Annotated in this window: 23 protein-coding genes, 2 tRNA genes and 1 other RNA gene; 6 read left to right on the top strand and 20 right to left on the bottom strand. The window is 75.3% G+C overall.

Annotation, left to right across the window (positions count from 1 at the left end; genetic code table 11):
- Position 1: 1 nt before the first annotated feature.
- The 3 genes from CSPHI_RS00610 to CSPHI_RS00600 are packed head-to-tail and all read left to right on the top strand — an operon-like array spanning position 2 to position 2657.
- Positions 2 to 1273: a MurT ligase domain-containing protein gene (locus tag CSPHI_RS00610; RefSeq protein WP_075691033.1), complete on the top strand. Its 1272-nt coding sequence runs from the start codon at positions 2 to 4 to the stop codon at positions 1271 to 1273.
- Entirely contained in the window at positions 1270 to 2022 is a 753-nt protein-coding gene (locus CSPHI_RS00605) for a type 1 glutamine amidotransferase (RefSeq protein ID WP_075691032.1), read from the top strand. The genes CSPHI_RS00610 and CSPHI_RS00605 overlap by 4 nt, the downstream gene beginning before the upstream one ends.
- Positions 2019 to 2657, top strand: coding sequence for a LysE/ArgO family amino acid transporter (locus CSPHI_RS00600; protein ID WP_075691031.1), 639 nt, complete (start codon positions 2019 to 2021; stop codon positions 2655 to 2657). Before CSPHI_RS00605 ends, CSPHI_RS00600 begins: the two co-directional genes overlap by 4 nt.
- 18 nt (positions 2658 to 2675) lie before the next feature.
- Here CSPHI_RS00600 and recR read toward each other — a convergent pair whose 3' ends face one another.
- The 14 genes from recR to gluQRS all read right to left on the bottom strand — a co-directional run bounded on the left by recR (position 2676) and on the right by gluQRS (position 14653).
- Positions 2676 to 3326 carry a recombination mediator RecR gene (gene recR / locus CSPHI_RS00595; RefSeq protein ID WP_075691030.1) on the bottom strand — a complete coding sequence of 217 codons (651 nt, stop codon included), beginning with the start codon at positions 3324 to 3326 and terminating at the stop codon, positions 2676 to 2678.
- 7 nt (positions 3327 to 3333) lie between these two features.
- Positions 3334 to 3669 (bottom strand): YbaB/EbfC family nucleoid-associated protein, encoded by a 336-nt coding sequence (locus CSPHI_RS00590; protein WP_084210150.1) that lies wholly within the window; start codon positions 3667 to 3669, stop codon positions 3334 to 3336.
- A 72-nt stretch (positions 3670 to 3741) separates the two neighbouring features.
- On the bottom strand, positions 3742 to 6195 hold the full coding sequence (locus tag CSPHI_RS00585) for a DNA polymerase III subunit gamma and tau (protein WP_075691029.1): 2454 nt from the start codon (positions 6193 to 6195) through the stop codon (positions 3742 to 3744).
- A gap of 9 nt (positions 6196 to 6204) precedes the next feature.
- Complete coding sequence (locus tag CSPHI_RS00580) at positions 6205 to 6900, bottom strand: hypothetical protein (RefSeq protein WP_075691028.1); 696 nt, start codon at positions 6898 to 6900, stop codon at positions 6205 to 6207.
- Complete coding sequence (locus CSPHI_RS00575; protein WP_075691027.1) at positions 6897 to 8156, bottom strand: aspartate aminotransferase type Ic; 1260 nt, start codon at positions 8154 to 8156, stop codon at positions 6897 to 6899. The genes CSPHI_RS00580 and CSPHI_RS00575 overlap by 4 nt, the downstream gene beginning before the upstream one ends.
- Before the next feature lie 76 nt (positions 8157 to 8232).
- Positions 8233 to 8327, bottom strand: an RNA gene (gene ffs / locus CSPHI_RS00570) — signal recognition particle sRNA small type.
- A gap of 192 nt (positions 8328 to 8519) precedes the next feature.
- Positions 8520 to 8607: transfer RNA gene (locus tag CSPHI_RS00565), tRNA-Ser, on the bottom strand.
- Between the two features lie 44 nt (positions 8608 to 8651).
- Positions 8652 to 9023 carry a DoxX family protein gene (locus tag CSPHI_RS00560; protein ID WP_211274670.1) on the bottom strand — a complete coding sequence of 124 codons (372 nt, stop codon included), beginning with the start codon at positions 9021 to 9023 and terminating at the stop codon, positions 8652 to 8654.
- Between the two features lie 24 nt (positions 9024 to 9047).
- On the bottom strand, positions 9048 to 9353 hold the full coding sequence (locus tag CSPHI_RS00555; RefSeq protein WP_075691026.1) for a metal-sensitive transcriptional regulator: 306 nt from the start codon (positions 9351 to 9353) through the stop codon (positions 9048 to 9050).
- On the bottom strand, positions 9350 to 11566 hold the full coding sequence (locus CSPHI_RS00550; RefSeq protein WP_075691025.1) for a heavy metal translocating P-type ATPase: 2217 nt from the start codon (positions 11564 to 11566) through the stop codon (positions 9350 to 9352). The genes CSPHI_RS00555 and CSPHI_RS00550 overlap by 4 nt, the downstream gene beginning before the upstream one ends.
- A gap of 13 nt (positions 11567 to 11579) precedes the next feature.
- Entirely contained in the window at positions 11580 to 11795 is a 216-nt protein-coding gene (locus CSPHI_RS00545; protein WP_075691024.1) for a heavy-metal-associated domain-containing protein, read from the bottom strand.
- A 64-nt stretch (positions 11796 to 11859) separates the two neighbouring features.
- Positions 11860 to 13302: an AMP nucleosidase gene (locus CSPHI_RS00540; protein WP_075691023.1), complete on the bottom strand. Its 1443-nt coding sequence runs from the start codon at positions 13300 to 13302 to the stop codon at positions 11860 to 11862.
- Positions 13299 to 13775: a flavodoxin family protein gene (locus CSPHI_RS00535; protein WP_075691022.1), complete on the bottom strand. Its 477-nt coding sequence runs from the start codon at positions 13773 to 13775 to the stop codon at positions 13299 to 13301. The genes CSPHI_RS00540 and CSPHI_RS00535 overlap by 4 nt, the downstream gene beginning before the upstream one ends.
- The gene (gene gluQRS / locus CSPHI_RS00530; RefSeq protein ID WP_075691021.1) at positions 13772 to 14653 is read right to left on the bottom strand and encodes a tRNA glutamyl-Q(34) synthetase GluQRS; all 882 of its coding nucleotides are present in this window, start codon (positions 14651 to 14653) and stop codon (positions 13772 to 13774) included. Before gluQRS ends, CSPHI_RS00535 begins: the two co-directional genes overlap by 4 nt.
- Before the next feature lie 30 nt (positions 14654 to 14683).
- On the opposite strand from gluQRS, the gene CSPHI_RS00525 reads away from it, so the two are divergent.
- Both CSPHI_RS00525 and CSPHI_RS00520 read left to right on the top strand, forming a co-directional pair.
- Positions 14684 to 15250 carry an NAD(P)H-dependent oxidoreductase gene (locus CSPHI_RS00525; RefSeq protein ID WP_075691020.1) on the top strand — a complete coding sequence of 189 codons (567 nt, stop codon included), beginning with the start codon at positions 14684 to 14686 and terminating at the stop codon, positions 15248 to 15250.
- A gap of 25 nt (positions 15251 to 15275) precedes the next feature.
- Entirely contained in the window at positions 15276 to 15998 is a 723-nt protein-coding gene (locus tag CSPHI_RS00520) for a queuosine precursor transporter (RefSeq protein ID WP_075691019.1), read from the top strand.
- Here CSPHI_RS00520 and tgt read toward each other — a convergent pair.
- The 6 genes from tgt to CSPHI_RS00490 all read right to left on the bottom strand — a co-directional run bounded on the left by tgt (position 15980) and on the right by CSPHI_RS00490 (position 21276).
- Positions 15980 to 17254 carry a tRNA guanosine(34) transglycosylase Tgt gene (gene tgt, locus CSPHI_RS00515; RefSeq protein WP_075691018.1) on the bottom strand — a complete coding sequence of 425 codons (1275 nt, stop codon included), beginning with the start codon at positions 17252 to 17254 and terminating at the stop codon, positions 15980 to 15982. The genes CSPHI_RS00520 and tgt overlap by 19 nt on opposite strands.
- A 33-nt stretch (positions 17255 to 17287) precedes the next feature.
- Complete coding sequence (locus tag CSPHI_RS00510) at positions 17288 to 19672, bottom strand: MMPL family transporter (RefSeq protein ID WP_075691017.1); 2385 nt, start codon at positions 19670 to 19672, stop codon at positions 17288 to 17290.
- 124 nt (positions 19673 to 19796) lie between these two features.
- Positions 19797 to 19883, bottom strand: a tRNA-Ser gene (locus CSPHI_RS00505).
- A 50-nt stretch (positions 19884 to 19933) separates the two neighbouring features.
- A complete protein-coding gene (locus CSPHI_RS00500) occupies positions 19934 to 20128 on the bottom strand; it encodes a CsbD family protein (RefSeq protein ID WP_075691016.1) in 195 nt (64 codons plus the stop codon).
- 115 nt (positions 20129 to 20243) lie between these two features.
- Positions 20244 to 20756, bottom strand: coding sequence for a nucleoside deaminase (locus tag CSPHI_RS00495; protein ID WP_075691015.1), 513 nt, complete (start codon positions 20754 to 20756; stop codon positions 20244 to 20246).
- Positions 20746 to 21276 (bottom strand): tRNA adenosine deaminase-associated protein, encoded by a 531-nt coding sequence (locus tag CSPHI_RS00490; protein ID WP_075691014.1) that lies wholly within the window; start codon positions 21274 to 21276, stop codon positions 20746 to 20748. The genes CSPHI_RS00495 and CSPHI_RS00490 overlap by 11 nt, the downstream gene beginning before the upstream one ends.
- 37 nt (positions 21277 to 21313) lie before the next feature.
- Here CSPHI_RS00490 and CSPHI_RS00485 point away from each other — a divergent pair, with 37 nt between their 5' ends.
- A complete protein-coding gene (locus CSPHI_RS00485; RefSeq protein ID WP_075691013.1) occupies positions 21314 to 22336 on the top strand; it encodes a prephenate dehydrogenase in 1023 nt (340 codons plus the stop codon).
- Positions 22337 to 22348 lie beyond the last annotated feature (12 nt).

Raw genomic sequence — 22348 nt, 5'->3', positions numbered from 1 at the left:
CATGACCAAGCGCAGCATGGGCCCCCGATCGCGGCTCGCCGCCGCGGCGGCGCGGGCGGCGACCTGGGCCTCCCGGGCCACCGGCCGCGGCGCCGGCGGCATGATCGGCGGCCTCGTCGCCCAGAAGCTGGATCCGTCGATCCTCGGCGCCCTGGGCGGCGGCCGGCCGGCGGCCATCGTCACCGGCACCAACGGCAAATCCACCACCACCCGGATGCTCGCCGCGGCGGTGCGGGAGCTGGGGCCGGTGGCCACCAACGACGGCGGGGACAACATGGACGCCGGGGTGATCTCCGCCCTGCTCGCCGGCCGGGACGCCGAGCGGCTGGTGCTGGAGGTCGACGAGCTGCACGTGGCGCATATCGCCGCGGATCTCGACCCGGCGGTGCTGGTGCTGCTCAACCTCTCCCGGGACCAGCTGGACCGGGTGGGCGAGATCAACTCCATCGAGCGCTCGCTACGCGCCGCGGTGGCGGCGCACCCGGGGGCCACCGTGATCGCCAACTGCGATGACCCCCTGGTCACGGCGGCCTGCTGGGATCATCCGCGGGTGGTCTGGGTCGCCGCCGGCGGGGGCTGGACCAATGACGCGACCAGCTGCCCGCGCACCGGGGGCGCGATCGTGCACGGCCCGGACGGCTGGCGGGCCAGCGAACCGCTGCCCGACGGCGGCGAGTTCCGCCGCCCGGAGCCGGACTGGACGGTCGACGCCACCGGGCTGCGCGGCCCGGACGGGGTGAGCCGGCCGCTGCGGCTGCGCCTGCCCGGGGCGGCGAACCGGGGCAACGCCGCCCAGGCGGTCGCCGCGGCGGTGGCCCTCGGCGCGGACCCGGCCGCGGCGGTGGCCGCGGTGGGCCGGGTGGATTCGGTGGCCGGGCGCTACTCCACCCTGGACCTGGGCGCGCACCGGGTGCGGATGCTGCTGGCGAAGAACCCGGCCGGCTGGCAGGAGGCGCTGTCCATGGTGGACCGGGACGCCGATGCGGTGGTGATCGCGGTCAACGGCCACGTCGCCGACGGGGAGGACCTGTCCTGGCTGTGGGACGTCCGCTTCGAGGACTTCGGGGACATGCGGGTGCGCGCCAGCGGGGAGCGGGCCACCGACCTGGCGGTGCGGCTGCTCTACGCGGGCATCGACCATGAGCTGGTCGCCGACCCGGCCGCCGCGATCGACCAGCTGCCGCCGGGGAGGGTGGAGGTGCTGGCCAACTACACCGCCTTCCGGGACCTGCGCCGGGTCCTGGACCGACGCGCCGAGGAGGCCGCGCGATGAGCGACACCCTGACCATCGGCCTGGTGCTGCCGGATGTGCTGGGCACCTACGGCGACGACGGCAACGCCCTGGTGCTGCGGCAGCGCGCCCGGATGCGCGGCCTGGCCGCGGAGATCCGCCCGCTGCACCTGGGCGAGCCGGTACCGGAGTCACTGGACCTGTACTGCATCGGCGGCGGCGAGGACGTCGCCCAGAAGCTGGCGGTGCGCCATCTCGCCGCCGACGGGGGCCTGGCCCGGGCGGTGGCCGCGGGCCGGCCGGTGCTGGCGATCTGCGCCGGCTTCCAGATCCTCGGCGAATCCTTCCACGCCGGCGGGGAGCGGGTCGCCGGGCTCGGCCTGGTGGACGCGGTCACCGAGCCGCGGGCCAGCCGCAGCATCGGGGAGCTGGTGTCCACCCCGCTGGTGGCGGATCTCGCCGAGCCGCTCACCGGCTTCGAGAACCACCTCGGCGGCACCACCCTGGGCGCGGACGCCGCCCCGCTGGGCCGGGTCACCCGCGGGGCGGGCAACCCCGGCGCGGCCGTGGCGCCGGGCGAGGCCCGGGACGGGGCGGTGCAGGGCTCGGTGATCTGCACCTACATGCACGGCCCCGCGCTGGCCCGGAACCCGGAGCTGGCGGACCTGCTGCTCACCCGGGCGCTGGGCCGGGCCCCGGGGTCGCTGCCGCCGCTGGAGCTGCCGGTCATCGACCGGCTGCGCAGCGAGCGGATCCACTCCCGGCCGCGGCCGGACAGCGAGCGCCGTTGAGCGCACCGGGGCTGCACGGCTTCGTCCTCGCGCTCTCCCTCATCGCCGCCATCGGCGCGCAGAACGCCTACGTGCTGCGCGCCGGGGTGGCCCGCCGCCATGTCGGGGCGGTGGCGGCGCTGTGCATCGCCTCCGATGCGGTGCTCATGTCGGCGGGCACCGCCGGCTTCGGCGCCCTGGTCACCGCCCGGCCCGGGCTGCTCGCCGCGGTCACCGCGGTGGGCGTGGCCTTCCTGATCGGCTACGGGGCGCTGGCCCTGCGCGGGGCGGTACGCGGGATCCGGGCGCTGCGCGCGGGGGCCGCCGCCGGGCTGGCCGCCGACGCCGGCGCCGGGGCCGGCGGGCTCGGCGCGGCGCTGGCCGGGGCGGCGGCGGTGACCTGGCTGAACCCGCACGCCTACCTGGACACGGTGGTCTTCGTCGGCTCCGTGGCCGCCGCCCAGGGACCGGACCGGTGGGTCTTCACCGCCGGGGCGGTGGCCGCCTCGGCGACCTGGTTCACCGCCCTGGCCGCCGGCGCCCGGGCGGCGGCGCCGTGGCTGGCCCGGCCCCGGGCCTGGGTGGCGGTGGACGCGCTCACCGGGGCGGTGATGCTGCTGCTGGCCTGGCGGATCGGCGCCGGCCTGTGGTGGTGAGGCCGGCCGGGGCCGGGCTCAGAGCACCGAGAGCCGGCCGGTGAGCGCCCGGGACAGGGTCAGCTCGTCGACGAACTCCAGATCCCCGCCCAGGGGCATCCCCGAGGCCAGCCGGGTCACCCGCAGCCCGGGGAAGTCCCGGAGCAGCTTCGCCAGGTAGGTCGAGGTCGCCTCCCCCTCGGTGTTCGGGTCGGTGGCGATGATCACCTCGTGGATCTCCGGCGCCGGCTCCGTCGCCGCCGGGTCGTCGACGGTGGGGATGTCCGGCAGCACCCCGCCGATCCGCTGCAGCAGGGTGCGGATGTTCAGCTCATTGGGCCCCACCCCGCCGAGCGGATCCAGGGCGCCGCCGAGCACGTGGTAGCGGCCCCGGAACTCCCCGGTGCGCTCCAGCGCCTGGATGTCCCGGGCCTCCTCCACCACGCAGATGAGGCCGGCGTCGCGGCGCCGGTCCGCGCAGTAGCGGCACACCTCCTCCTCGGCGATGTTGCCGCAGATCCGGCAGAAGCGGATCCCGCCGCGCACCGCGCCCAGCGCCGCCTGCAGCCGGGAGATGTCCTCCGGCTCCACCTTCAGCAGGTGGAAGGCGATCCGCTGCGCGGACTTCGGGCCCACCCCGGGCAGCCGGGCGAGCTCGTCGATCAGATCCTGGAGCGGTCCCTCGAACACCGGGCGCTTACAGCCCCATCCCGGGCAGCGCGTCGCCGAGGCCGCCGAAGCCCTGGGACAGCGGGCCCATCTTCTGCTCCGCCAGCTCCGCGACCTTGCCGGTGGCGTCGCCGAAGGCGCCCACCACCAGGTCCTGCAGGGTCTCCACGTCCTCCGGGTCGACCACCTTCGGGTCGATCGCGATATCGGTGACCTCCCCGGCGCCGGTCATGGTGAGCTTCACCAGCCCGCCGCCGGCGACGCCCTCCACGGTGGAGGCGATGATCTCCTGCTGGGCGGCCTCCAGCTGGGACTGCATCTGCTGGGCCTGGGCCAGGATGGCGTTCATGTCGGGCTGGGTCACGGTGGATCCTTTCGTCGTCGGCGACCCGGCGGGCGCCCCGCCGGGTTCGCGTCGCAGTGTACCGCCCGGGGGCTACAGCGGGCGGGCGCCGAGCTCCTTGGCCAGGAAGTCCATCACCACCTGGCGCAGATCCCGGTGATCCCGCTCCCCGGGGGCGTCGTCGAGCATCGCGTCGATCTCCGCGGGGTCGGCCGGCTCCTCCGGGGGCGGCGGCGCCTCCTCCATGCCCGGGTCGAAGGGCTCCGGCGGGGGCGGCGGCTCATCCGGCGCCGGGGCGGGCGCCGGGGCGGCCCCGGCCGGCCGGTAGCGCCGGCGCAGCTCCTCGATCGGGGAGGCCGCGGGCTCGGCCGGGGCGGTCGGGGCCGGATCCGCGGAGCGGGCGCGGGCGCGGCGGCGCTCCAGCAGCCGGCGGTAGGCCGGTTCCGGGCCGCCGTCGGAGTCGGCGGGCGCCTCCCCGGCCTCGGCGGGGTCGGCGTTGCGCTGCCGCGGCCGGGCCGCGGGGCGGGCCTGGCCCACCACGGCGCGCACCCGCGGCCGCACCCCGTGCACCCGGTGGATCGCCTCGCCCAGGGCGGCGGCGTTGTCCTCGGCGTTCAGCCGGTTCGCCAGCGCCCCGGTGTGGTGGCCGATCACCAGCTCCTCCCCGGTGAACTCCAGCGGCGTCGCCGCGGAGGCCATCACCCGCACCGGCAGCGCGTCCCCGGCCACCGCGGCCATCACCTCCGGCCAGCTGCGCCGCAGGGCGGCCACGTCCAGTTCACCGGACCCCGGCCCGGAATCGGCCACCGGCCCCGGCGCGGATTCGGTGGCCGACTCGGCCTCCGGCTCCGACATGGGTTCGGCCGCGGGCTCGGGCGCCGGGTCCGACGTGGATTCGGCCATGGTCTCGGCCGCCGGCTCCGGCTTGGGCTCGGGCTCGGCCGTGGGCTCGGGCGCCGGGTCCGGCTCGGGCTCGGGTGACGGGTCGGGTTCGGATGCCGGGTCGGGTTCCGGGGCCGCGTCGGACTCGGCGCGGCGGGCGGCGGCCTCGCGGGCCATCGCCTCCCGGTGCCGCTCCTGGCGCTCCTGCTCCCGGGCGGCCTCCTGCAGCCGGCGCGCGGCCTCCCGGGCCTCCCGGGCGCGGCGGGCGCGCTCCTCCGGATCCGGGCCCTCGGCCGGCCCCGCCTCCGGCGCGGCCGGCGCGGACTCGGCGGCCGGGGCGGAGGCGGGCTCCTCCCCGCGCATCGCCTTGAGCTTGGCCAGCGCCAGCTCCGCGCCGGTGCGCCCGGCCGCATCCGCCCCCGGCGGCGCCGGGGTCGGCGCCGGGGCCTCGGCCGCGGGCGCGGCGGGGGCGGCGGCCGGCGCCGGGGCGGCGACGCCGCCGCGCTCCAGGGCCTCCACCCGCTGCAGCAGCGCCTCCGGGTCCCCGCTGGCGCCGGGCAGCAGCATCCGGGCGCAGACCACCTCCAGCAGCAGCCGCGGCGCGGTCGCCCCGGACATCTCGGACAGGCCGGCCACCAGCACCTGGGCGAAGCGGGTCGCCGCGGCCGGGGGCATCGCCTGCGCCTGCTGCGCCAGCAGCGGGGCGCGCTCCCCCATCGCGTCCACCAGGCCGCGCTGCACCGCGTCCGGCACCGCCTGCACCATGATCAGATCCCGCATCCGGGTGAGCAGATCCTCGGCGAAGCGCCGCGGATCCTGGCCGGACTCCACCACCCGGTCCACGCAGTCGAACAGGCCCGCCCGGTCCATCCCGGCCAGGGCGGTCACCGCATCGTCGATGAGCGTCTCGTCGGTGACCCCCAGCAGGCCCGCGGCCAGGCGGTGGTCCACCCCCTCCGGGCCCGCCCCGGCGAGCAGCTGGTCCAGCACCGAGAGGCAGTCCCGGGGCGACCCCGCCCCGGCCCGGATCACCAGCGGCAGCACCGAGGGCTCGACCGGCACCCCCTCCTCGTCGATGATCCGCTGCAGCAGCCCCCGCATCACCGAGGGCGGCAGCAGCCGGAAGGGGTAGTGGTGGGTGCGCGAGCGGATGGTGGGGATCACCTTCTCCGGCTCGGTGGTGGCGAAGACGAAGATGACGTGCTCCGGCGGCTCCTCCACGATCTTCAGCAGGGCGTTGAACCCCGCGGTGGTGACCATGTGCGCCTCGTCGATGATGAAGATCCGGTAGCGCGCGTCCGCCGGGGCGTAGCCGGCCTTGTCCCGCAGATCCCGCATATTGTCCACGGAGTTGTGCGAGGCCGCGTCGAGCTCCACCACGTCCAGGGTGCCCGCCCCGTCGGGGCCCAGCGCCACGCAGAAGCCGCATTCCCCGCAGGGGGTGGAGGTGGGCCCCTGCACGCAGTTCAGGCTGCGCGCCAGGATCCGCGCCGAGGAGGTCTTCCCGCAGCCCCGCGGCCCGGAGAACAGGTAGGCGTGGTTGATCCGGTCCGGGCGCCCGTCGGCGCCGCGCGAGTCCAGGGCCGCGGACAGGGGCCGGGTGACGTGCTCCTGGCCCACGACCTCGCCGAAGGTTGCCGGACGATACTTCCTGTACAGAGCCACGCGGCCAGCTTACCGGCCCGGGGCCGGGGCCACCGGGGCCCGCCGCCAGTCGCCGGGATCGGCCCCGGCGGCGGCCAGCGCCGCCAGCAGCGCCGCCGGGCCCTCCGCCCGGGCCAGGGCCAGCTCACCCTCGCTGATCGCGATGAGCTGGGCGATCGTGGTGATCCGGCCGGCGGGGGCGGGCCCGGCCTCCGGGTGCGGGCCCGGGTCGGCGTCGTGCACGTGCACCCGGCCGGGGGCCTCGGTGACGGTGGGGGTGCCCCGGGACCACACCCGGGGCTCGATGAGCATCCCGTGCGCCACGGTGAGGCCGGCCGGGACCTCCTGGCCGCCGTCGGCGAGATCCGCCAGGGTCCAGGTCATCGCCTCCGGCAGCAGGGTGCCCGGGGTGGGGGGGATGGTGCCGGCGGATTCGGAGACGATGGTCGCCGCGGTGGCCAGGAAATCCGCCGCGGGCAGGTCCGCCGCCGCGGCGGTGACCAGCTCCACCCGCACCTCCGCGCCATCCGGGGTGCGCAGCCCGGAGTCGAAGCGGGAGAGATCCAGGGTGGCGCAGACGCCCTCGGCGACGCCGACGGTGAAGGGCTCCCCGTGCGCGGGCCCGGCGTGCCGCCCGGTGCCGGGCAGCGCCGCCTGCAGCTCCCAGACGGTCATCTCCCCGGGCAGCAGGGAGTCGATCCAGTACTCGGTTTCGGCGAGGTTCACCCGGCGCGCTGCTCCGCGGCGGCGAGCAGCACGCAGGTGGCGACGCCGTCCATCGCCTCGGCGAGCTCCTCCAGCGGCGGCAGCGAGGGCGCCAACCGGATGTTGCGGTCGTCCGGGTCGCGCTTCAGCGGGAAGGAGGAGCCCGGCCCGGTGAGGGCGATCCCGGCCTCCTTGGCCAGCTCGATCACCCGGCGGGCGGTGCCGTCGACGACGTCGAGGGAGATGAAGTAGCCGCCTGCCGGGGTGGTCCAGGTGGCCACGTCCCGGCCGCCGAGGCGCTCCTCGAGGATGCGCAGCACCAGGTCGAACTTCGGGGCCAGGGAGCCGGCGTGGCGGCGCATCTGCTCGCGCACCCCGGCGGCGTCGCCGAAGAACTTCGCATGCGCCAGCTGGTTGACCTTGTTCGGGCCGATCCCGCGGATCGAGGCATGCCGCGTGTAGTCGGCGATGTTGTCCGGGGAGGAGGCGAAGAAGGCCACCCCGGACCCGGCGAAGGTGATCTTCGAGGTGGAGGCGAACACCCAGGGCCGGTTCGGGTGCCCGGCCTCGGCGCACATGCCGACGATGTCGTGGTTGGCGGGGAACTCCTCGGTGAGGGTGTGCACCATGTAGGCGTTGTCCCAGACCAGCCGGAAGTCCGCGGCGGCGGCGGGCATCTGCGCCAGCCGGCGCACCGTCTCCGCCGAGTAGGTCACCCCGGTGGGGTTGGAGAACACCGGCACGTTCCACATGCCCTTGATCTGCGGGTCGGAGGCCACCAGGCGCTCCACCACGTCCATGTCCGGGCCGTCCCCGGTCAGCGGCACCGGGATCATCTCGATGCCGAAATGCTCGGTGATGGAGAAGTGCCGGTCGTAGCCGGGCACCGGGCACAGCCATTTGAGCACCGGCTCCTCATGCCACGGCCGGGGCGAGTCCACCGTCCCGAACTGCATCGCCCAGCTCACCAGGTCGAACTGCATGTTCAGGGAGGAGGAGTCGCCGGCGAGGACCTGCGCCACCGGCAGCTCCAGCAGCTCCGCCCAGATCGCGCGGATGTCGGTGATGCCGGCGAGGTTGCCGTAGTTGCGGACGTCCTCGCCGTCGGCGGCGCGGTAGTCGGGGGCGGGCAGGCCCAGCAGCGGGTTGGCGAAGTCGAGCTGCTCGGCGGAGGGCTTGCCGCGGGTCAGGTCGAGCGCGAGCCCGCGGGCCTTCAGCTCCGCGTAGGCCTCCCTGAGCTGGGCGAGGTCCTGGACGTCATGGGCTTCCGGGGTCATCTGGGTATCGGCTTCCTGTCTGCGTGGGGCGGGCCGCCGGCGGGCGGCTCGCCACACAGGATAGTCGGGCCCGGGAAAAAGGGGGCCCCACGCACCCGCCAGAGCTCGCTGACCCTTGCTGCATTCCTGCCCTGGGGGAGTTCACGAGATGGGCGCCGCGTGGGACCCGCGCTCACCATACCCGGGCCCGCGGCGGCCTTCAAACACGCCGCCGCGCCCACCCCGACCGGGGACGGGATCGGGGATCCGGCCATGCTCCGGGGCGGTCGGGCCGGCACCTGCGCGGACATCCCGAAACCCCTGGTGGCGGGACCGGGGATCGGAAGAACCCCCAGGTCGGTGGTGACCTGGGGGTTCTCCCTCTGGCGGAGGATAGGGGATTTGAACCCCTGAGGGATTGCTCCCAACTCGCGTTCCAGGCGAGCGCCATAGGCCGCTAGGCGAATCCTCCGGGGGCTAGGTTACCGAAGAGCGCCCGCTTGGCAAAATCCCCGCTCAGCCGGCGCGGGCGACCCGCAGCCCGCCGAGGATGAGCGGCAGCTGCAGCGGCAGCCGGCCGTAGGCGATGGCCCGCTGCGGCCAGTCCCGGTGCCGCCACTGGCGGGCCATCTCGATGTTGCCGGGGAACACCGCGGCCATCAGCGCGGCGGTGGCCCAGCCGCCGGCCCGGCGGGTCGCCGGGCGGGCGAGCATGCTGCCCACGGCGAGTTCGGCGGCGCCGGAGACGATGGTGGCCTGCCGGGCGGTGCCCGGCGCCCAGTCCGGGACGATGGAGTCGAAGGGCTCCGGGCGGAGCATGTGCAGTGCGCCGGCGCCGAGCAGCAGTCCGGCCAGCGCCTTCGCGGTGGTGTCGGGGGTCATGGCCATGGGCACAGGGTAGCCCCGCCGGCCCTAGGAGCGCAGCAGCCGGGCGATCGCGGTGGAGGCCTCCGCCAGCTTCGCGTCCAGCTCCGCCTCCCCGCCGGCGGCGGCGCCGAGCACGCAGTGGTGCAGGTGATCGTCGAGCAGCCCCATGGCCAGGGCGCGCAGCGCGGACTGGGCGGCGCTGACCTGGGTGAGGATGTCGATGCAGTAGCGCTCCTCGTCGACCATCCGGTGCAGTCCGCGCACCTGGCCCTCGATCCGGGCGAGCCGGTCCAGGTAGGCCTTCTTGTCGCCCAGGTAGCCGTGGTGGGCGCAGTCCGGTCCACCGCTCATGCCGGGTCCCCGGCGATGGCGGAGCGGAAACCGCGCAGGCGCAGGCTGTTGGACACCACGAACACGCTGGACAGGGCCATCGCGGCACCGGCGAGCATCGGGTTGAGCAGGCCGAGGGCGGCCAGCGGGATGGCGGCGACGTTGTAGGCGAAGGCCCAGAACAGGTTGCCCTTGATGGTGCCCAGGGTGCGCCGGGCCAGCCGCACCGCGTCCGCGGCGGCGCGCAGGTCCCCGCGCACCAGGGTGATGTCCGCCGCGGCGATCGCGGCGTCGGTGCCGGTGCCCATCGCCATGCCCAGGTCCGCGGTGGCCAGGGCGGCGGCGTCGTTGACCCCGTCGCCGACCATGGCCACCACCCGGCCGGAGTCCTGCAGTTCGCGCACCACCGCGGCCTTGTCCTCGGGCAGCACCCCGGCGATCACCCGGTCGATCCCGGCCTGGTCGGCGATGTCCCGGGCGACGGCCTCCCGGTCCCCGGTGAGCAGCATCGGCTCCAGGCCGAGTCCGCGCAGCATCCGCACCGCCTCCGCGGAGGTGTCCTTGATCCCGTCGGCGATGAGCAGCACGCCCCGGTCGGCCCCGCCCCAGCTGACGTGCACCGCGGTGCCGGCGCCGGCCTCGGCCGGGCCGGCGGCGGCGGGGACGCCGGCGGGCAGTTTGCCGACCACGACCTCCTCGCCGTCGACCAGGCCGCGCACCCCGTGCCCGGGCAGCGCGGTGATCTCCTCGGCGGCGGCGACCTCCCCGGCGGCGTCGACGATGGCGCGGGCGATCGGGTGCTCGCTGCCGGCCTCCACCGCGGCGGCGCGGGCGAGCAGCTCCGCGGGGTCGACCCCGGCGGCGGGGTGCACCGCGGTCAGGGTCATCTCCCCGTGGGTGACGGTGCCGGTCTTGTCCAGCACCACGGTGTCCACCCGGCGGGTGGATTCGAGCACCTCCGGGCCGGAGAGCAGCACCCCGAATTCGGCGCCGCGGCCGGTGCCGACGAGCAGCGCGGTGGGGGTGGCCAGGCCCAGGGCGCAGGGGCAGGCGATGATCAGCACCGCCACCGCGGCGGTGAAGGCGTGCTCGACGGAGTCGCCGAGCACCAGCCAGGCGACCAGGGTGGCCGCGGCGATGAGGATCACCGCGGGCACGAACACCCCGGCGACCCGGTCGGCGAGGCGCTCCACCCCGGCCTTGCCGGACTGGGCGTCGGCGACCATCTTCGCCATCCGGGCCAGCCGGGTGTCGGAGCCCACCGCGGCGGCCTCCACCACCAGCCGCCCGGAGGCGTTGACGGTGGCGCCGGTGACCCGGTCGCCGGGGCCGACCTCCACGGGGGCGGATTCCCCGGTGAGCATGGACTCGTCGATGGCGCTGCGGCCCTCCAGGACCACCCCGTCGGTGGCCACGGCCTCCCCGGGGCGGACGATGAACCGGTCGCCGACGGCGAGCCGGTCGACGTCGATGCGCTCCTCCCGGTCCCCGCGCAGCACCGCCACCCGCTTCACCCCGAGGTCGAAGAGCTCGGTGATGGCGTCGGCGGCGCGGTGCTTGGCGCGGCGCTCGTAGTAGCGGCCGCCGAGCACGAAGAGGATCACCCCGGCGGCGGTCTCCAGGTAGATATTGCCGCCGCCGTCGCCGGGGGCGGCGGTGAGGGTGAACTCGTGGGTCATCCCCGGCTCCCCGGCGTGGCCGAGGAAGAGGGCGTAGAGCGACCAGGCGAAGGCCGCCGAGGTGCCCACCGTGATCAGGGTGTCCATGGTCGCCGCGCCATGCTTGAGGTTCGCCCAGGTGGCGCGGTGGAAGGGCCAGCCGCACCAGACCACCACGGGGGCGGTGAGGGTCAGGCAGAGCCACTGCCAGTGGGTGAACTGCAGCGCCGGCACCATGGACAGCGCGATCACGGGGATGGTCAGCCAGGCGGCGCCGATGAAGCGCCGGCGCAGGCCCTCCAGTTCCGCGTCGCGGCGCTCCGCGGCCGGGGCCGGCGCCTCCTCCCCGGCCGGCTCCGGGTCCTCCTCGACGGGGAAGGCCTGGTAGCCGGCGGCCTCCACGGCGGCGACCAGCTCGGCGACGTCGACGCCGTCGGCCTGCACGTGGGCCCGTTCGGTGGCGTAGTTGACGCTGGCGGTGACCCCGTCGATTTTGCCGAGCTTGCGCTGCACCCGGTTCGCGCAGGAGGCGCAGGTCATCCCGCCGATGTCGAGATCGATCTCCTTCACCGCCATCGTCGCCCCTCCCCTAGACCGCGGGCGTGGCCTCGTAGCCGGCCTCCTCGACGGCGGCCACGACGAGCGCGGGGTCGATGGCGTCGGCGGAGGTCACCGCGAGGTGCTCGCGCTCCCGGTCGACGTCGACGGCCTCCACGCCGGGGATCTCGGAGACCTCCTCGCGGACGCTGGCCTCGCAGTGCCCGCAGGTCATCCCGGTGACGGTGAAATTGGCGGTGACGGACATGATGGTTCCCTTTCGCTCGGTTGCGCCCGCCAGGCTATACCCCCTCCCCCTATGCGGCAAGGCGCTAGCGGAAGGCCGGTTCGCCCACCGGCCGGCGCAGCTTCCGGGAGTGCAGCCGGGCCGGATCCGCGGCCATCGCCTCGCAGGCGCGCACCGCGGTGAGCAGGTGCTCCCGCTTGGACTCCCGGTAGAAGCGGCGCGCCGAGCGCGGCAGCTTCGGCTGGTCGTGCAGCGGCATATCGGAGACCCCGAGCAGCGCCCCGTAGGGCACCCGGAAGCGGTAGCCGTTGGCGGCGATCGTCGCCGACTCCATCTCCACCCCGATGGCGGTGGACTTGAGCAGCTCCCGGTAGATCTCCTGCTGCGGCCGCCACTCCCAGTTCCGGTCCGAGGTGGACAGCACCGTGCCGGTGCGCAGCCGCTTGCGCAGCGCCTCCCCGGTGAGCCCGGTGACCTCCGCGAAGGCGGCGGTGACGGCCTGCTGCACCTCCGCGATCGGCGGAATCGGCTTCTCCGGGGGCACCAGGGCGTCGAGCACCCCGTCGGCCCGGTCGTAGCCGTTGGCCAGGATCATGTCGCCCACCCGCATCCGGCCGTCCAGGCCCGCGCAGTGGCCGACCATCAGCCAGCAGTGCGGGCGCAGCACCGCCAGGCAGTCGGTGATCGTCTTCGCGTTGGAGGGCCCCACCCCGATGTCGATGATGCTCACCCCCAGCCCATCGGGGCGCACCAGATGATGCGCCGGCATCTGGCAGGCCTCCGCCGGGATGGTCTCCGGCACCTCCCCGATGGGGTACTCCCGGCCACCCGGGGCGACCAGGTGCGTGTAGCCGGGGGCCGCGCCGGGGCGCAGCGAGCGGGCGTGCTCGAGGAACACGTCCACGTGCAGCCGGTAGTTGGTGAACAGCACGAAGCGCTGGATGTGCCCGGCCGCCGAGCCGGTGTAGTGCTCCAGGCGCTGCAGCGCCAGATCCACCCGCGGGGCGGAGAACAGGCTCAGCGGCTTGACCTCCAGGGAGAGGTAGTCGCAGTCCCCGTCGGCGACCGCGTCGTCGATGAAGGCCGAGTCCACCGGGGTGAAGGCGGCGTCCACCGCGGCGAGCTGCCCCCGGTCCAGCCCGGAGAGGTCGATATCGTCGAACCCCGGGGCCAGGCGCACCGGGATCGGGGTCGCGGATTCCCCGATCTCCACCTCGCCGCCGTGGTTGGCCAGCAGATCGGAGACCTGCGCCACCAGGTAGCGGCGGAACAGCCGGGGCCGGGCGATGGCGGCGGCGAAGCGGCCCGGCCGGTCCACGAACCCGTGGGAGAGCGCCGGGTCGACCTCGCCGAGCCGGTCCACGGTGAAGCGCAGCTCCGGGTAGTGCCGCACCACCGGCGCCGGCTCCCCGCCGGCGGCGACCGCCGCCACCGCCGTCCGGTAGCCGGCGAGCAGATCCGCCACCGCCGCATCATGGCGTTCGATGAGCTCGGCGACCGCCGCGTCCGGATCCGCGTGCCGGCTCACTGCCGGATCCCCATGCCCCCGGCCAGGGCGTGCGCGGCGAGGGTGCCGCCGAGCTCCGCCAGCGCCGCCCGGCGCGCCCCGTCCAGTCCGCCGGTGAAGCACACCGGCTCCGCCGCGGCCCGCCAGCCGAAGCCGGTGGTGATCGCCTCCATGGCCCGTTCGGCGCCGGTGGTGTCCTGGCCACCGCGGATCCAGTAGCCGAAGGGCAGGCCCCGGCGGACCTCCGCGCAGTCGGCGAAGGTGGAGTCGAAGAAGTGCTTCAGCGCCCCGGAGAGGTAGCCGAAGTTCGCCGGGGTGCCCAGCAGGATCGCGTCCGCGGCGAGCAGATCGTCGCTGGTGGCGGCCAGCGCCGGCACCTCGACGACCTCCACCCCGGCCAGGTCCGGGTGCCGGGCCCCGGCGAGGACCTCGCCGAGCACCTCCCGGAGCAGCTCGGTCGGGGAATGGTGCACCACCAGCAGTCGTCCGCTCATGCCCCCAGGGTAGGTGAATCGGCGGGCAGCAGCGCCGGGTGGAACAGCTCCGGCAGCCGCTCCACCGGTGCGCCCGGGAAGCCCAGGGAGGACATGATCCACGCCCGCGCCCGGGCCGGGTCGAGCTCGCGCAGGGTCACCGCCCCGTCGCGTTTGGCCAGCCGCGCCCCGGTGGGCCCCAGCACCAGCGGCACATGCAGGTACTCCGGGGGCCGGTGGCCGAGCAGGGTCGCCAGATGCGCCTGCCGCGGCGCCGAGGCGAGCAGGTCCGCGCCCCGGACCACCTGGGTGACGCCCTGCTCGGCGTCGTCGACGACCACCGCCAGGTGGTACGCCCAGTCCCCGTCGGCGCGGCGCAGCACCATGTCGTCGACCTCCCCGCGGTACTCCCCGGCCAGCAGATCGTGCACCGTCCAGGAGCCGACCTCCGCGGCCAGCCGGATCGCCGGGCCCAGCCCCGCCGCCCGGCGCGCCGCGGCCCGGCGGGCGAGCTCCCCCGGGTCCATCCGGCGGCAGGTGCCCGGGTAGGCGCCGGGGGCGCCGTGCGGGGCGCTGGCGGCCTCCCGGATCTCCCGGCGGCTGCACCAGCAGGGGTAGGTGGGTAGCCGGCCCAGGGCGGCGGCGTAGCGCTCCCCCCGGGTGGACTGGCGCAGCACCGGGCCATCCCAGTCGAGGCCCACCGCGGCGAGGTCGGCGAGCTGGCGTTCGACGAACGCCTCCCGGCAGCGGCCGGTGTCGACGTCCTCCACCCGGACCAGGAACCGCCCCCCGGCGGATCGGGCCGCCGCCCAGGCGACCGCCGCGGTGCGCAGATTGCCCAGGTGCAGGTCCCCGGTGGGGCTCGGCGCGTAGCGCCCGGTCACACCCGCATCAGCCATGCCCCCACCGTAGCGGCGTAGCATCGCACCATGAGCCACTACGTCATCCTCCTCGGGTCCCTGCGCGCCGACTCCACCAACCGACAGCTGGCCGAGGCCTTCGCCGGCACCCTCCCCGACGGCGACGACGCCGCCATCTTCGAACCGCTGCGGGAGGTGCCCTTCTACGACGAGGATCTCGACGTCACCGGGCATGAGCCCGGCGCGGCCCGGCAGCTGCGGGCCACCGTCGCCGCCGCCGACGCGGTGGTCATCGTCACCCCGGAGCACAACCACACCGCCCCGGCGGTGATCATCAACGCCATCGAGTGGCTGGCCCGGCCCCGCGGCAAGTCCGCGCTGCTGCGCAAACCGGTGCTCATGCTCGGCGCCACCCCCGGCCCCCGGGCCGTCGCCGGGGCGATCGCGGTGCTGCGCGAGGCGCTCGCCGCCGCGCACGCCGACGTGGTGGCCACCGACTACACCTGGGGCGACGTCTACCACGTGCTCGACGGCCGGCATCCCGGGGAGGTCGACGAGATCGTCGGGGTGCTGCACAAGGCCCGCACCGAGCTGGAGGCGATCGTCGCCGACCGCCCGGAGGCCTCCCCGGAGTAGGGTCCGCGGCGGTAGCATCCCCGCCATGACCGACTCCCCCGCCGCCGGGCCTGGGCCGGGCGCCGCCCCCCGGGCCGCGTCCGAGAACACCCCGCCCGCCCGCATCCCCGTCCCCGACTCCGCCTACCCCGCCCTGGTCGCGCTCTTCGCCGCGATCCTGCTGGTCTCCAACATCACCGCCAGCAAGGGCGTCGCCCTGGGCCCCCTGATCACCGACGGGGCCTTCCTGCTCTTCCCGCTGAGCTACGTCATCGGCGACGTGCTCTCCGAATGCTACGGCTGGCGCGCCACCCGCCGGGCGGTGTGGGTGGGCTTCGCCGCCCTGGTGCTGGCCATCGCCTTCTTCCAGGTGGCCATCTGGCTGCCGCCGGCGGACTTCTACGGGGGCCAGGCGGCCTTCGCCGCCACCCTCGGCGCGGTGCCCCGGATCGTGCTCGCCGGGCTGGCCGGCTACCTGGTCGGCCAGCTGCTCAACGCCCGGGTGCTGGTGGCGCTGAAGGCGCGCACCGGGGAGCGCCGGCTGTGGGCCCGGCTGCTCGGCTCCACCGTGGTCGGCGAATTCGCGGACACCCTGGTGTTCTGCGCCATCGCCGCCTCCGTGATCGGGGTGGACACCCCGGCGGCCTTCGTCAACTACGTGGCGGTGGGCTTCCTGTGGAAGACCGGGGCGGAGGTGGCGGTGATGCCGGTGACCTACCGGGTGATCGCCCGGGTGAAGCGCCGGGAGGGCTATTTCGCGCCCGCGTAGTAGCGGCCCAGGAACTCCTCCCGGAACTCCGGGAAGCGCCCGGCGCGGATCGACTCCCGGATCCGGTCCACCAGGTCCACCATGAAGAAGACGTTGTGCAGGGTGCAGATGGTGCCCGCCAGGTACTCCTTCGACTTGAGCAGGTGGTGCAGGTAGGCCCGGCTGTAGCCGGCGGTGGGCGAGGGCGTCTCCGCGTCGATGGGCCCGAAGTCCCGTCTGAACCGGGCGTTGGTGAGGGTCAGCCGGCCGTCCCGGGTGTACACCCCGCCGCGGCGGGCCAGCCGGGTCGGCGCCACGCAGTCGAAGGTGTCCGCCCCGGCGGCCACCGCGGCGAAGACGTCGTCCGGTTCGGAGATGCCCAGCAGGTGCCGGGGCCGGTTTTCGGGCAGCTCCGCGGTGACCCAGCCGACGATGTCGCCCAGCCGGGCCTTCTCGATCGCCCCGCCGATCCCGTAGCCGGCGAAGCCGGGGCGGCCGGCGGCCTCCGCGGCGTCGGAGAGCGCCACCAGCCCGCGGGCGGCGGCCCGGCGCAGATCCTCGTACTGGGCGCCCTGCACCACCCCCCACAGCTGCTGGGCGGGCCGGGCGCCGGGGGGCAGCGCCCCGGCCGGGCCGGGGCGCTGGTTGCGCTCCCGGCTGAGCCGGTCGTGCTCGGCGAGGCAGCGCCGCGCCCACCGCCGGGTGCGCTCCACCGAGGCCTCCTGGTAGCCGCGGGTGTTCATCAGGGTGGTCAGCTCGTCGAAGGCGAAGATGATGTCCGCGCCCAGGGCGTGCTGGATGCCCATGGACACCTCCGGGGTGAACCGGTGCGTGGAGCCGTCCACGTGCGAGCGGAAGGTCACCCCCTCGTCGTCGACGAAGGCGTTGCGCTGCTTGCCGGGGGCGACCACGTCATCGTCGGCGAGCCCGGAGACGTCCATCGCCAGGGTCTTGCGGAAGCCCACCCCCAGGCTCATCACCTGGAAGCCCCCGGAGTCGGTGTAGGTGGGGCCATGCCAGTTCGCGAACTCCGCCAGCCCCCCGGCGGCGTCCACCACCTCCGGCCCGGGGCGCAGGTAGAGGTGGTAGGCGTTGGCCAGGATGGCCTGCGCCCCGGTGGCCCGGATCTGGTCGGCGGTGAGGGTCTTCACGGTGGCCTTGGTGGCCACCGGGATGAACGCCGGGGTGGCGATCTCCCCGTGCGGGGTGCCGATCACCCCGGCCCGGGCGGCGGTGCCCTCGACCCGGGCGGTGATCCGGAATCCGGCGTGCTCCATGGCGGCTCCTCCCTCGGCGGCGTCGGTGCCCCATCATTCCACGCCGGCGGCCTCCAGCAGCCGGCGGCGGTGGCCCTCGATGCCCTCGCCCTCCACGTCCACCTTGGGCAGCACCCGGTCCAGCCAGCCCGGCAGCCACCAGGTGGCCCGGCCGAGCAGGAACAGCGCCGCCGGGATGAAGGTCATCCGGATGAGGAAGGCGTCGAAGAGGATCGCCGCACCCAGGGCGAAGCCGAAGATCCGGACGAAGGCCAGGGGCTGGCCGATGAAGGCCACGAAGACGCTGATCATGATGATCGCGGCGGCGGTGACCACCCGGGCGCCGAGGGAGAAGCCCTCCACGATGGACTCCTCCACCGCGGTGTACGGGGATCCCGGGCGGGCCCGGCCGCCGGATTTGGTGAAGTGCTCCCGCATCCGGGACACCAGGAACACCTGGTAGTCCATGGCCAGGCCGAAGGTCACCCCGATGAGGAAGATCGGCATGAAGGAGATCAGTGGCCCCGGGGTGGGCACCAGATCCCACAGGCCCTCCTGCCAGAACAGCACGGTGAGCCCGAAGGCGGCGCCGACGGAGAGCAGGAACCCCGCCCCGGCGGTGAGCGGCACCGCGATGGAGCGGAACACCAGCAGCAGCAGCACCACCGCCAGGCCCACCACCACCGCCAGGTACACCGGCATCGCCTCGGTGAGGGTGACCGTCACATCATGCTCGATGGGCACCAGCCCGGTGATCCCGATCCGCGCCCCGGTGGCGGCGGCCAGCTGGGGCTGCTGCCGGCGCAGCGCGGCGATGAGCTCCCCGGTGGCGTCGTCCAGCGGCCCGGCCACCGGGGTGAGCAGCAGCTGCGCGGCGGTGCCGGCCTCGTTCGCCCCGATGATCTGGACATGGTCCACGTCGACGTTGTTGCGCAGGTGGTCGAGCACATAGGGCACCGCCGCGGCCCGCCCGTCCTCGACCGCCCCGGCCAGGGGGGCCAGCGCCGGGGCGGCCGGGTCGGCGTCGCGGGCGTCGACGACCACGATCATCTGGGCGTTGCGCCCCGGGCCAAAGCCCTCGTCGACCAGCTGCACCGCCCGGCGCTGGGTGGAGCCGTATTCGGCGGTGGCGTCGGAGGGCAGCGCCAGGGCGAGATCCTTCGCGGGCACCGCCAGGGCGCCGAGGATCCCGATCACGGCGACCAGCATCAGCCCCGGCACCCGGTGCACCAGGCCCACCCAGCGCCGGCCCAGGGTGCGGTCCCCGAAGAGGCGCACCCGGTGCCCGCGCACCGGGTTGCCCGCCACCCCCGGGATCGCCCCGGCGAAGGCGCGCCGGCCGGCCACCGCGAGCAGCGCCGGCACCAGGGTCAGGGAGAGCAGCACCGCCACCGCCACGGTCGCCGCGGCGGAGACGCCCATCAGGGACAGGAAGGGGATCCCGGCCAGGGTCAGCGCGGCCAGGGCGATGAGCACGGTGAGCCCGGCGAAGACCACCGAGGACCCGGCGGTGGCCACGGCCAGCCCGGCGGCGTCCGCCCGGTGCAGGCCGCCGCGCAGCTCCGCGCGGTAGCGGGCCATGATGAACAGGGCGTAGTCGATGCCCACGGCCAGGCCGATCATCACCGCCAGCACCGGGGTGACCGTGTTCAGCTTCCAGAACGCGGTCATCAGCACGATGCCCAGCGCCCCGACCGCCACCCCGGTGACCGCGGTGATGAGCGGCAGCCCGGCGGCGACCAGGGAGCCGAAGGTCAGCGCCAGCACCAGGAAGGCCACCCCGATGCCGACCACCTCGCTGACCGCGGTGATCTCCACCGGGTCGAAGAAGCCCGGCCCCATCGCCTCCACCTCGATCCCGGCCTCCCGGCCGAGGTCCATGGCGTCGAGCACCGCCTGCCGGTTGCCGGGCTCGATCTCCGGGGGCGCGGCGACGTCGAAGCTGAACATGGCGGTGCCCACCCGGCCGTCGTCGGAGAGCACCCGCAGGAAGTACCCGTCGCGTTCGGCGACCTCCCGGGGCAGGCCCCCCTCGACGCCGCCGGCGACCACCGCCTCGCGCAGCTTCGGGTCCAGCTCCACGGGGTTGAGCAGCTGGGCGTCATCGCCGATCTGCCCGGCGTGGTCGCGGATGTGCTCGAGCACCCGGTCCACCGCCGCGGAGTTGGCCGGGTCCGCCAGGCGCTCGCCCTCGGGGGCGGCGAAGACCAGGGTGACGGACTGCTCGGCCACCGGGTTGGGCTCCCCGGGGAAGGCCTCGGAGAGCAGCGCGGCGGCCTCCGCGCTGGGCGCGCCGGGGATCTCGAACTCGTCGGAGAACCCCTTCTGCAGGCTCGCCGCGGCCCCGCCGAGGGCGGCCAGCAGCAGCGCCCAGCAGAGGATCACCGCCCAGTGGTGGCGGTGGGACCAGCGGCCCAGGGCGAACAGGGCCTTCGCCATGATGGTGGCACCCCTTCCCGGGCGGGCCGGCGCCCGCCCCTCACCCCCCAATGTACGGGCGGATCGGAAAGGGCCCGGGCCGGGCGTTCCCTCGCGCTGAGGGGCGCCCGGCCCGGGCCGGCTGCGGTGGCGGAGGGATTTGAACCCCCGGTCGCTGTTACGCGACACTCGCTTTCGAGGCGAGTACCTTCGGCCGCTCGGACACGCCACCGCGGGTGAATCTACCGCGCGGCCGCGCCAGGCGGCAAATTCGCCCCCGGCCTACTTGTCGTCGCCGGTGAGCTTGCCCAGGGCCTCGGTGGCCTTGTCCTTGACGTTCTCCACGCCCTCCTTGATCTTGGACTTGGCCTGGTCGCCGCGGCCCTCGTCGCGCAGGTCCTCATTGCCCACGGCCTCGCCCGCGGCCTCCTTGGCCTTGCCGCCGAACTCCTCGGCCTTGTTCGAGAAATCGCTCATCTGCTGTCTCCTTCACGTGCACGGGCCGGGGGCGTCTCCCCCGGGCCCTTCCGGCGCCTGGTGGCGTCGACGACCAGGGTAGTGGACCGCCGCGGGCGCGGCAGCCCCCATGAACCTATTTCACCGAATCGTGACCGCGGCGGTCCGCGAAGAAGGCCGGCAGCAGCGCCGCGCATTCGGCGGCGAGCACCCCGCCGACCACCTCCGGGGCGGAGGGGTGCGCCGGGTCCCGGATCACGTCCGCGATGGAGCCGCAGGCCCCGGTCTTCGGCGACCAGGCGCCGAAGACCACCCGGGACACCCGGGCCAGCACCGCCGCCCCGGCGCACATCACGCAGGGCTCCAGGGTCACCGCCAGGGTGCACTCGGACAGCCGCCAGCCGTCGCCGAGGGCGCGGGCGGCGGCGCGCAGCGCCAGCACCTCGGCATGGGCCAGGGGGTCGCCCTCGGCCTCCCGCCGGTTGGTGGCCCGCGCCAGCACCGCCCCGTCCGGGCCGACCACCACCGCGCCGACCGGCACCTCCCCCGGCGGGGACTGCGCCGCGGCGGCCAGCGCCAGGCGCACCAGGGCCTCGTCGCGCAGCTCCGGGACCGGCCGCGGCAGCGCGGCCGCCGGCTCAGTCGTCATCGACCCCGTAGCCGGTGACCTCGGCGAGCTCATCGTCGAAGCCCAGCACCTGGGCCACCGCGTGCAGCTGCTCGGAGGCCCACAGGTTGGCGTCCTCGCAGATCACCGCCAGCACGTCCTCCGGCAGGCCCACGTCGGCGAGCAGCCCCAGATCCCCCTCCGGCCACGGGTCCGCGGCGGCGGCCTCGTCCTCGTCGAGGTCGGGGACCTCCTCGTCGAGCTCGTCGAGCACCTCCGCGGCGATGTCGTCGGTGACCGCGGCGGTGGCGTCGGAGAGCAGCGCGTGCACCGCCCCCGGCACCGGCCGGAGGATGATGAAGTAGTCGTCGTCGATGTTCAGCAACGCGAAGCAGGCCCGCTCCGCGCGCAGCCGGCGCAGCCGGGACACGGCCCCGGCCAGCGAGTCCAGGGCGGCGTCGTCGAGTTCGGTGACGGACCAGCCCTCCTCGGCGAGGGTCACGGCGACGGCGTAGGAGCGGTCCTCGTCGGCGCCGGCGTATTCCCGGTCGGTGGTGCTCATGGGCCCAACGGTAGTCGCGGTATGTCATGCTTGTCAGATGAGCCGCAATGTCCCCGAAACCCCCGTCTGCATCCTCGGCCTGGGCCTCATCGGGGGCTGCCTGCTGCGCGATCTGACGGCCGCGGGGGCCCCCGCCTACGGCTGGAACCGCTCCCCGGAGACGGTGCGCCGCGCCGTCGCCGACGGCCACGACGCCGGCGCCGACCTGGCGGCGACCCTGGCCCGCGCCGAGGCGGACCGGGCGCTGGTGGTGATCGCCGCCCCGATGCCCGCCGTCGGCGATCTGCTCGACGCGATCGCCGAGCACGCCCCGAACGCCGGGATCACCGACGTGGTCAGCGTCAAGCAGGCCGTCTACGACGAGGTGCGCGCCCGCGGCCTGGCGGACCGCTACGTCGGCTGCCACCCGATGGCCGGCACCGCCGACTCCGGCTGGGCGGCCACCTGCGAGGGCCTCTTCCGCGGCGCGGCCTGGGTGGTCGCCTTCGACCACGCCGATGACCTGCAGCGCGCCGGGCGCGCCGCCGGGGCCCGCTGGGTGGAGGTCTTCCGCCAGGTCGTCGCCCTCGGCGACGCCGTCGGCGCGGAGGTGATCCCCTCCCGGGCCCGGCACCACGACCGGGCGGTGGCGAGGGTGTCGCATCTGCCGCATCTGCTCGCCGAGGCCCTGGCGGTGGTCGGCGACCACGGCGGGGCGCTCACCCTGTCCCTGGCCGCCGGGTCCTTCCGGGACGGCACCCGGGTCGCCGGCACCCGCCCGGATCTGGTGCGCGCCATGTGCGAGGGCAACGCCACCGCCCTCGGCGAGGCCCTGGACCAGGCCCTGGAGCTGCTCGGCGACTGCCGCCGGCAGCTCGCCGAGGAGGGCTCGGTGGCGGATCTGGTGGAGGCCGGGCACGTCGGCCGCACCCGCTACGAGATCCGCTCCGGGCGCCGGGAGCTCGCCGGCGGGGCCACCCTGTCGCACCGGCCGGTGATCCGGGTCAGCCCCGGCCAGCGCGGCTGGGTCGCCCAGCTCGAGCATGCCGAGCACCTCGGCGCGAGGCTGGAGATCTTCTAGCCGCGGGGCTCT

This window comes from Corynebacterium sphenisci DSM 44792, assembly GCF_001941505.1.
GTDB lineage: Bacteria > Actinomycetota > Actinomycetes > Mycobacteriales > Mycobacteriaceae > Corynebacterium > Corynebacterium sphenisci.
The sequence above is the reverse complement of the archived record's forward strand: the minus strand, read 5'-3'. Positions and strand labels throughout refer to the sequence as shown.

What these genes read in the sequence shown, in the direction of transcription:
- CSPHI_RS00610 (WP_075691033.1), top strand. Translation starts at nt 2, where the DNA reads ATGACCAAGCGCAGCATGGGCCCCCGATCGCGGCTCGCCGCCGCGGCG.
- CSPHI_RS00605 (WP_075691032.1), top strand. Translation starts at nt 1,270, where the DNA reads ATGAGCGACACCCTGACCATCGGCCTGGTGCTGCCGGATGTGCTGGGC.
- CSPHI_RS00485 (WP_075691013.1), top strand. Translation starts at nt 21,314, where the DNA reads ATGAGCCGCAATGTCCCCGAAACCCCCGTCTGCATCCTCGGCCTGGGC.
- CSPHI_RS00510 (WP_075691017.1), bottom strand. Translation starts at nt 19,672, where the DNA reads ATGGCGAAGGCCCTGTTCGCCCTGGGCCGCTGGTCCCACCGCCACCAC.
- CSPHI_RS00490 (WP_075691014.1), bottom strand. Translation starts at nt 21,276, where the DNA reads ATGAGCACCACCGACCGGGAATACGCCGGCGCCGACGAGGACCGCTCC.
- gluQRS (WP_075691021.1), bottom strand. Translation starts at nt 14,653, where the DNA reads ATGGCTGATGCGGGTGTGACCGGGCGCTACGCGCCGAGCCCCACCGGG.
- CSPHI_RS00495 (WP_075691015.1), bottom strand. Translation starts at nt 20,756, where the DNA reads ATGACGACTGAGCCGGCGGCCGCGCTGCCGCGGCCGGTCCCGGAGCTG.
- CSPHI_RS00545 (WP_075691024.1), bottom strand. Translation starts at nt 11,795, where the DNA reads ATGTCCGTCACCGCCAATTTCACCGTCACCGGGATGACCTGCGGGCAC.
- CSPHI_RS00525 (WP_075691020.1), top strand. Translation starts at nt 14,684, where the DNA reads ATGAGCCACTACGTCATCCTCCTCGGGTCCCTGCGCGCCGACTCCACC.
- CSPHI_RS00500 (WP_075691016.1), bottom strand. Translation starts at nt 20,128, where the DNA reads ATGAGCGATTTCTCGAACAAGGCCGAGGAGTTCGGCGGCAAGGCCAAG.
- CSPHI_RS00575 (WP_075691027.1), bottom strand. Translation starts at nt 8,156, where the DNA reads ATGACCCCGGAAGCCCATGACGTCCAGGACCTCGCCCAGCTCAGGGAG.
- CSPHI_RS00560 (WP_211274670.1), bottom strand. Translation starts at nt 9,023, where the DNA reads ATGGCCATGACCCCCGACACCACCGCGAAGGCGCTGGCCGGACTGCTG.
- CSPHI_RS00520 (WP_075691019.1), top strand. Translation starts at nt 15,276, where the DNA reads ATGACCGACTCCCCCGCCGCCGGGCCTGGGCCGGGCGCCGCCCCCCGG.
- tgt (WP_075691018.1), bottom strand. Translation starts at nt 17,254, where the DNA reads ATGGAGCACGCCGGATTCCGGATCACCGCCCGGGTCGAGGGCACCGCC.
- CSPHI_RS00535 (WP_075691022.1), bottom strand. Translation starts at nt 13,775, where the DNA reads ATGAGCGGACGACTGCTGGTGGTGCACCATTCCCCGACCGAGCTGCTC.
- CSPHI_RS00555 (WP_075691026.1), bottom strand. Translation starts at nt 9,353, where the DNA reads ATGAGCGGTGGACCGGACTGCGCCCACCACGGCTACCTGGGCGACAAG.
- CSPHI_RS00550 (WP_075691025.1), bottom strand. Translation starts at nt 11,566, where the DNA reads ATGGCGGTGAAGGAGATCGATCTCGACATCGGCGGGATGACCTGCGCC.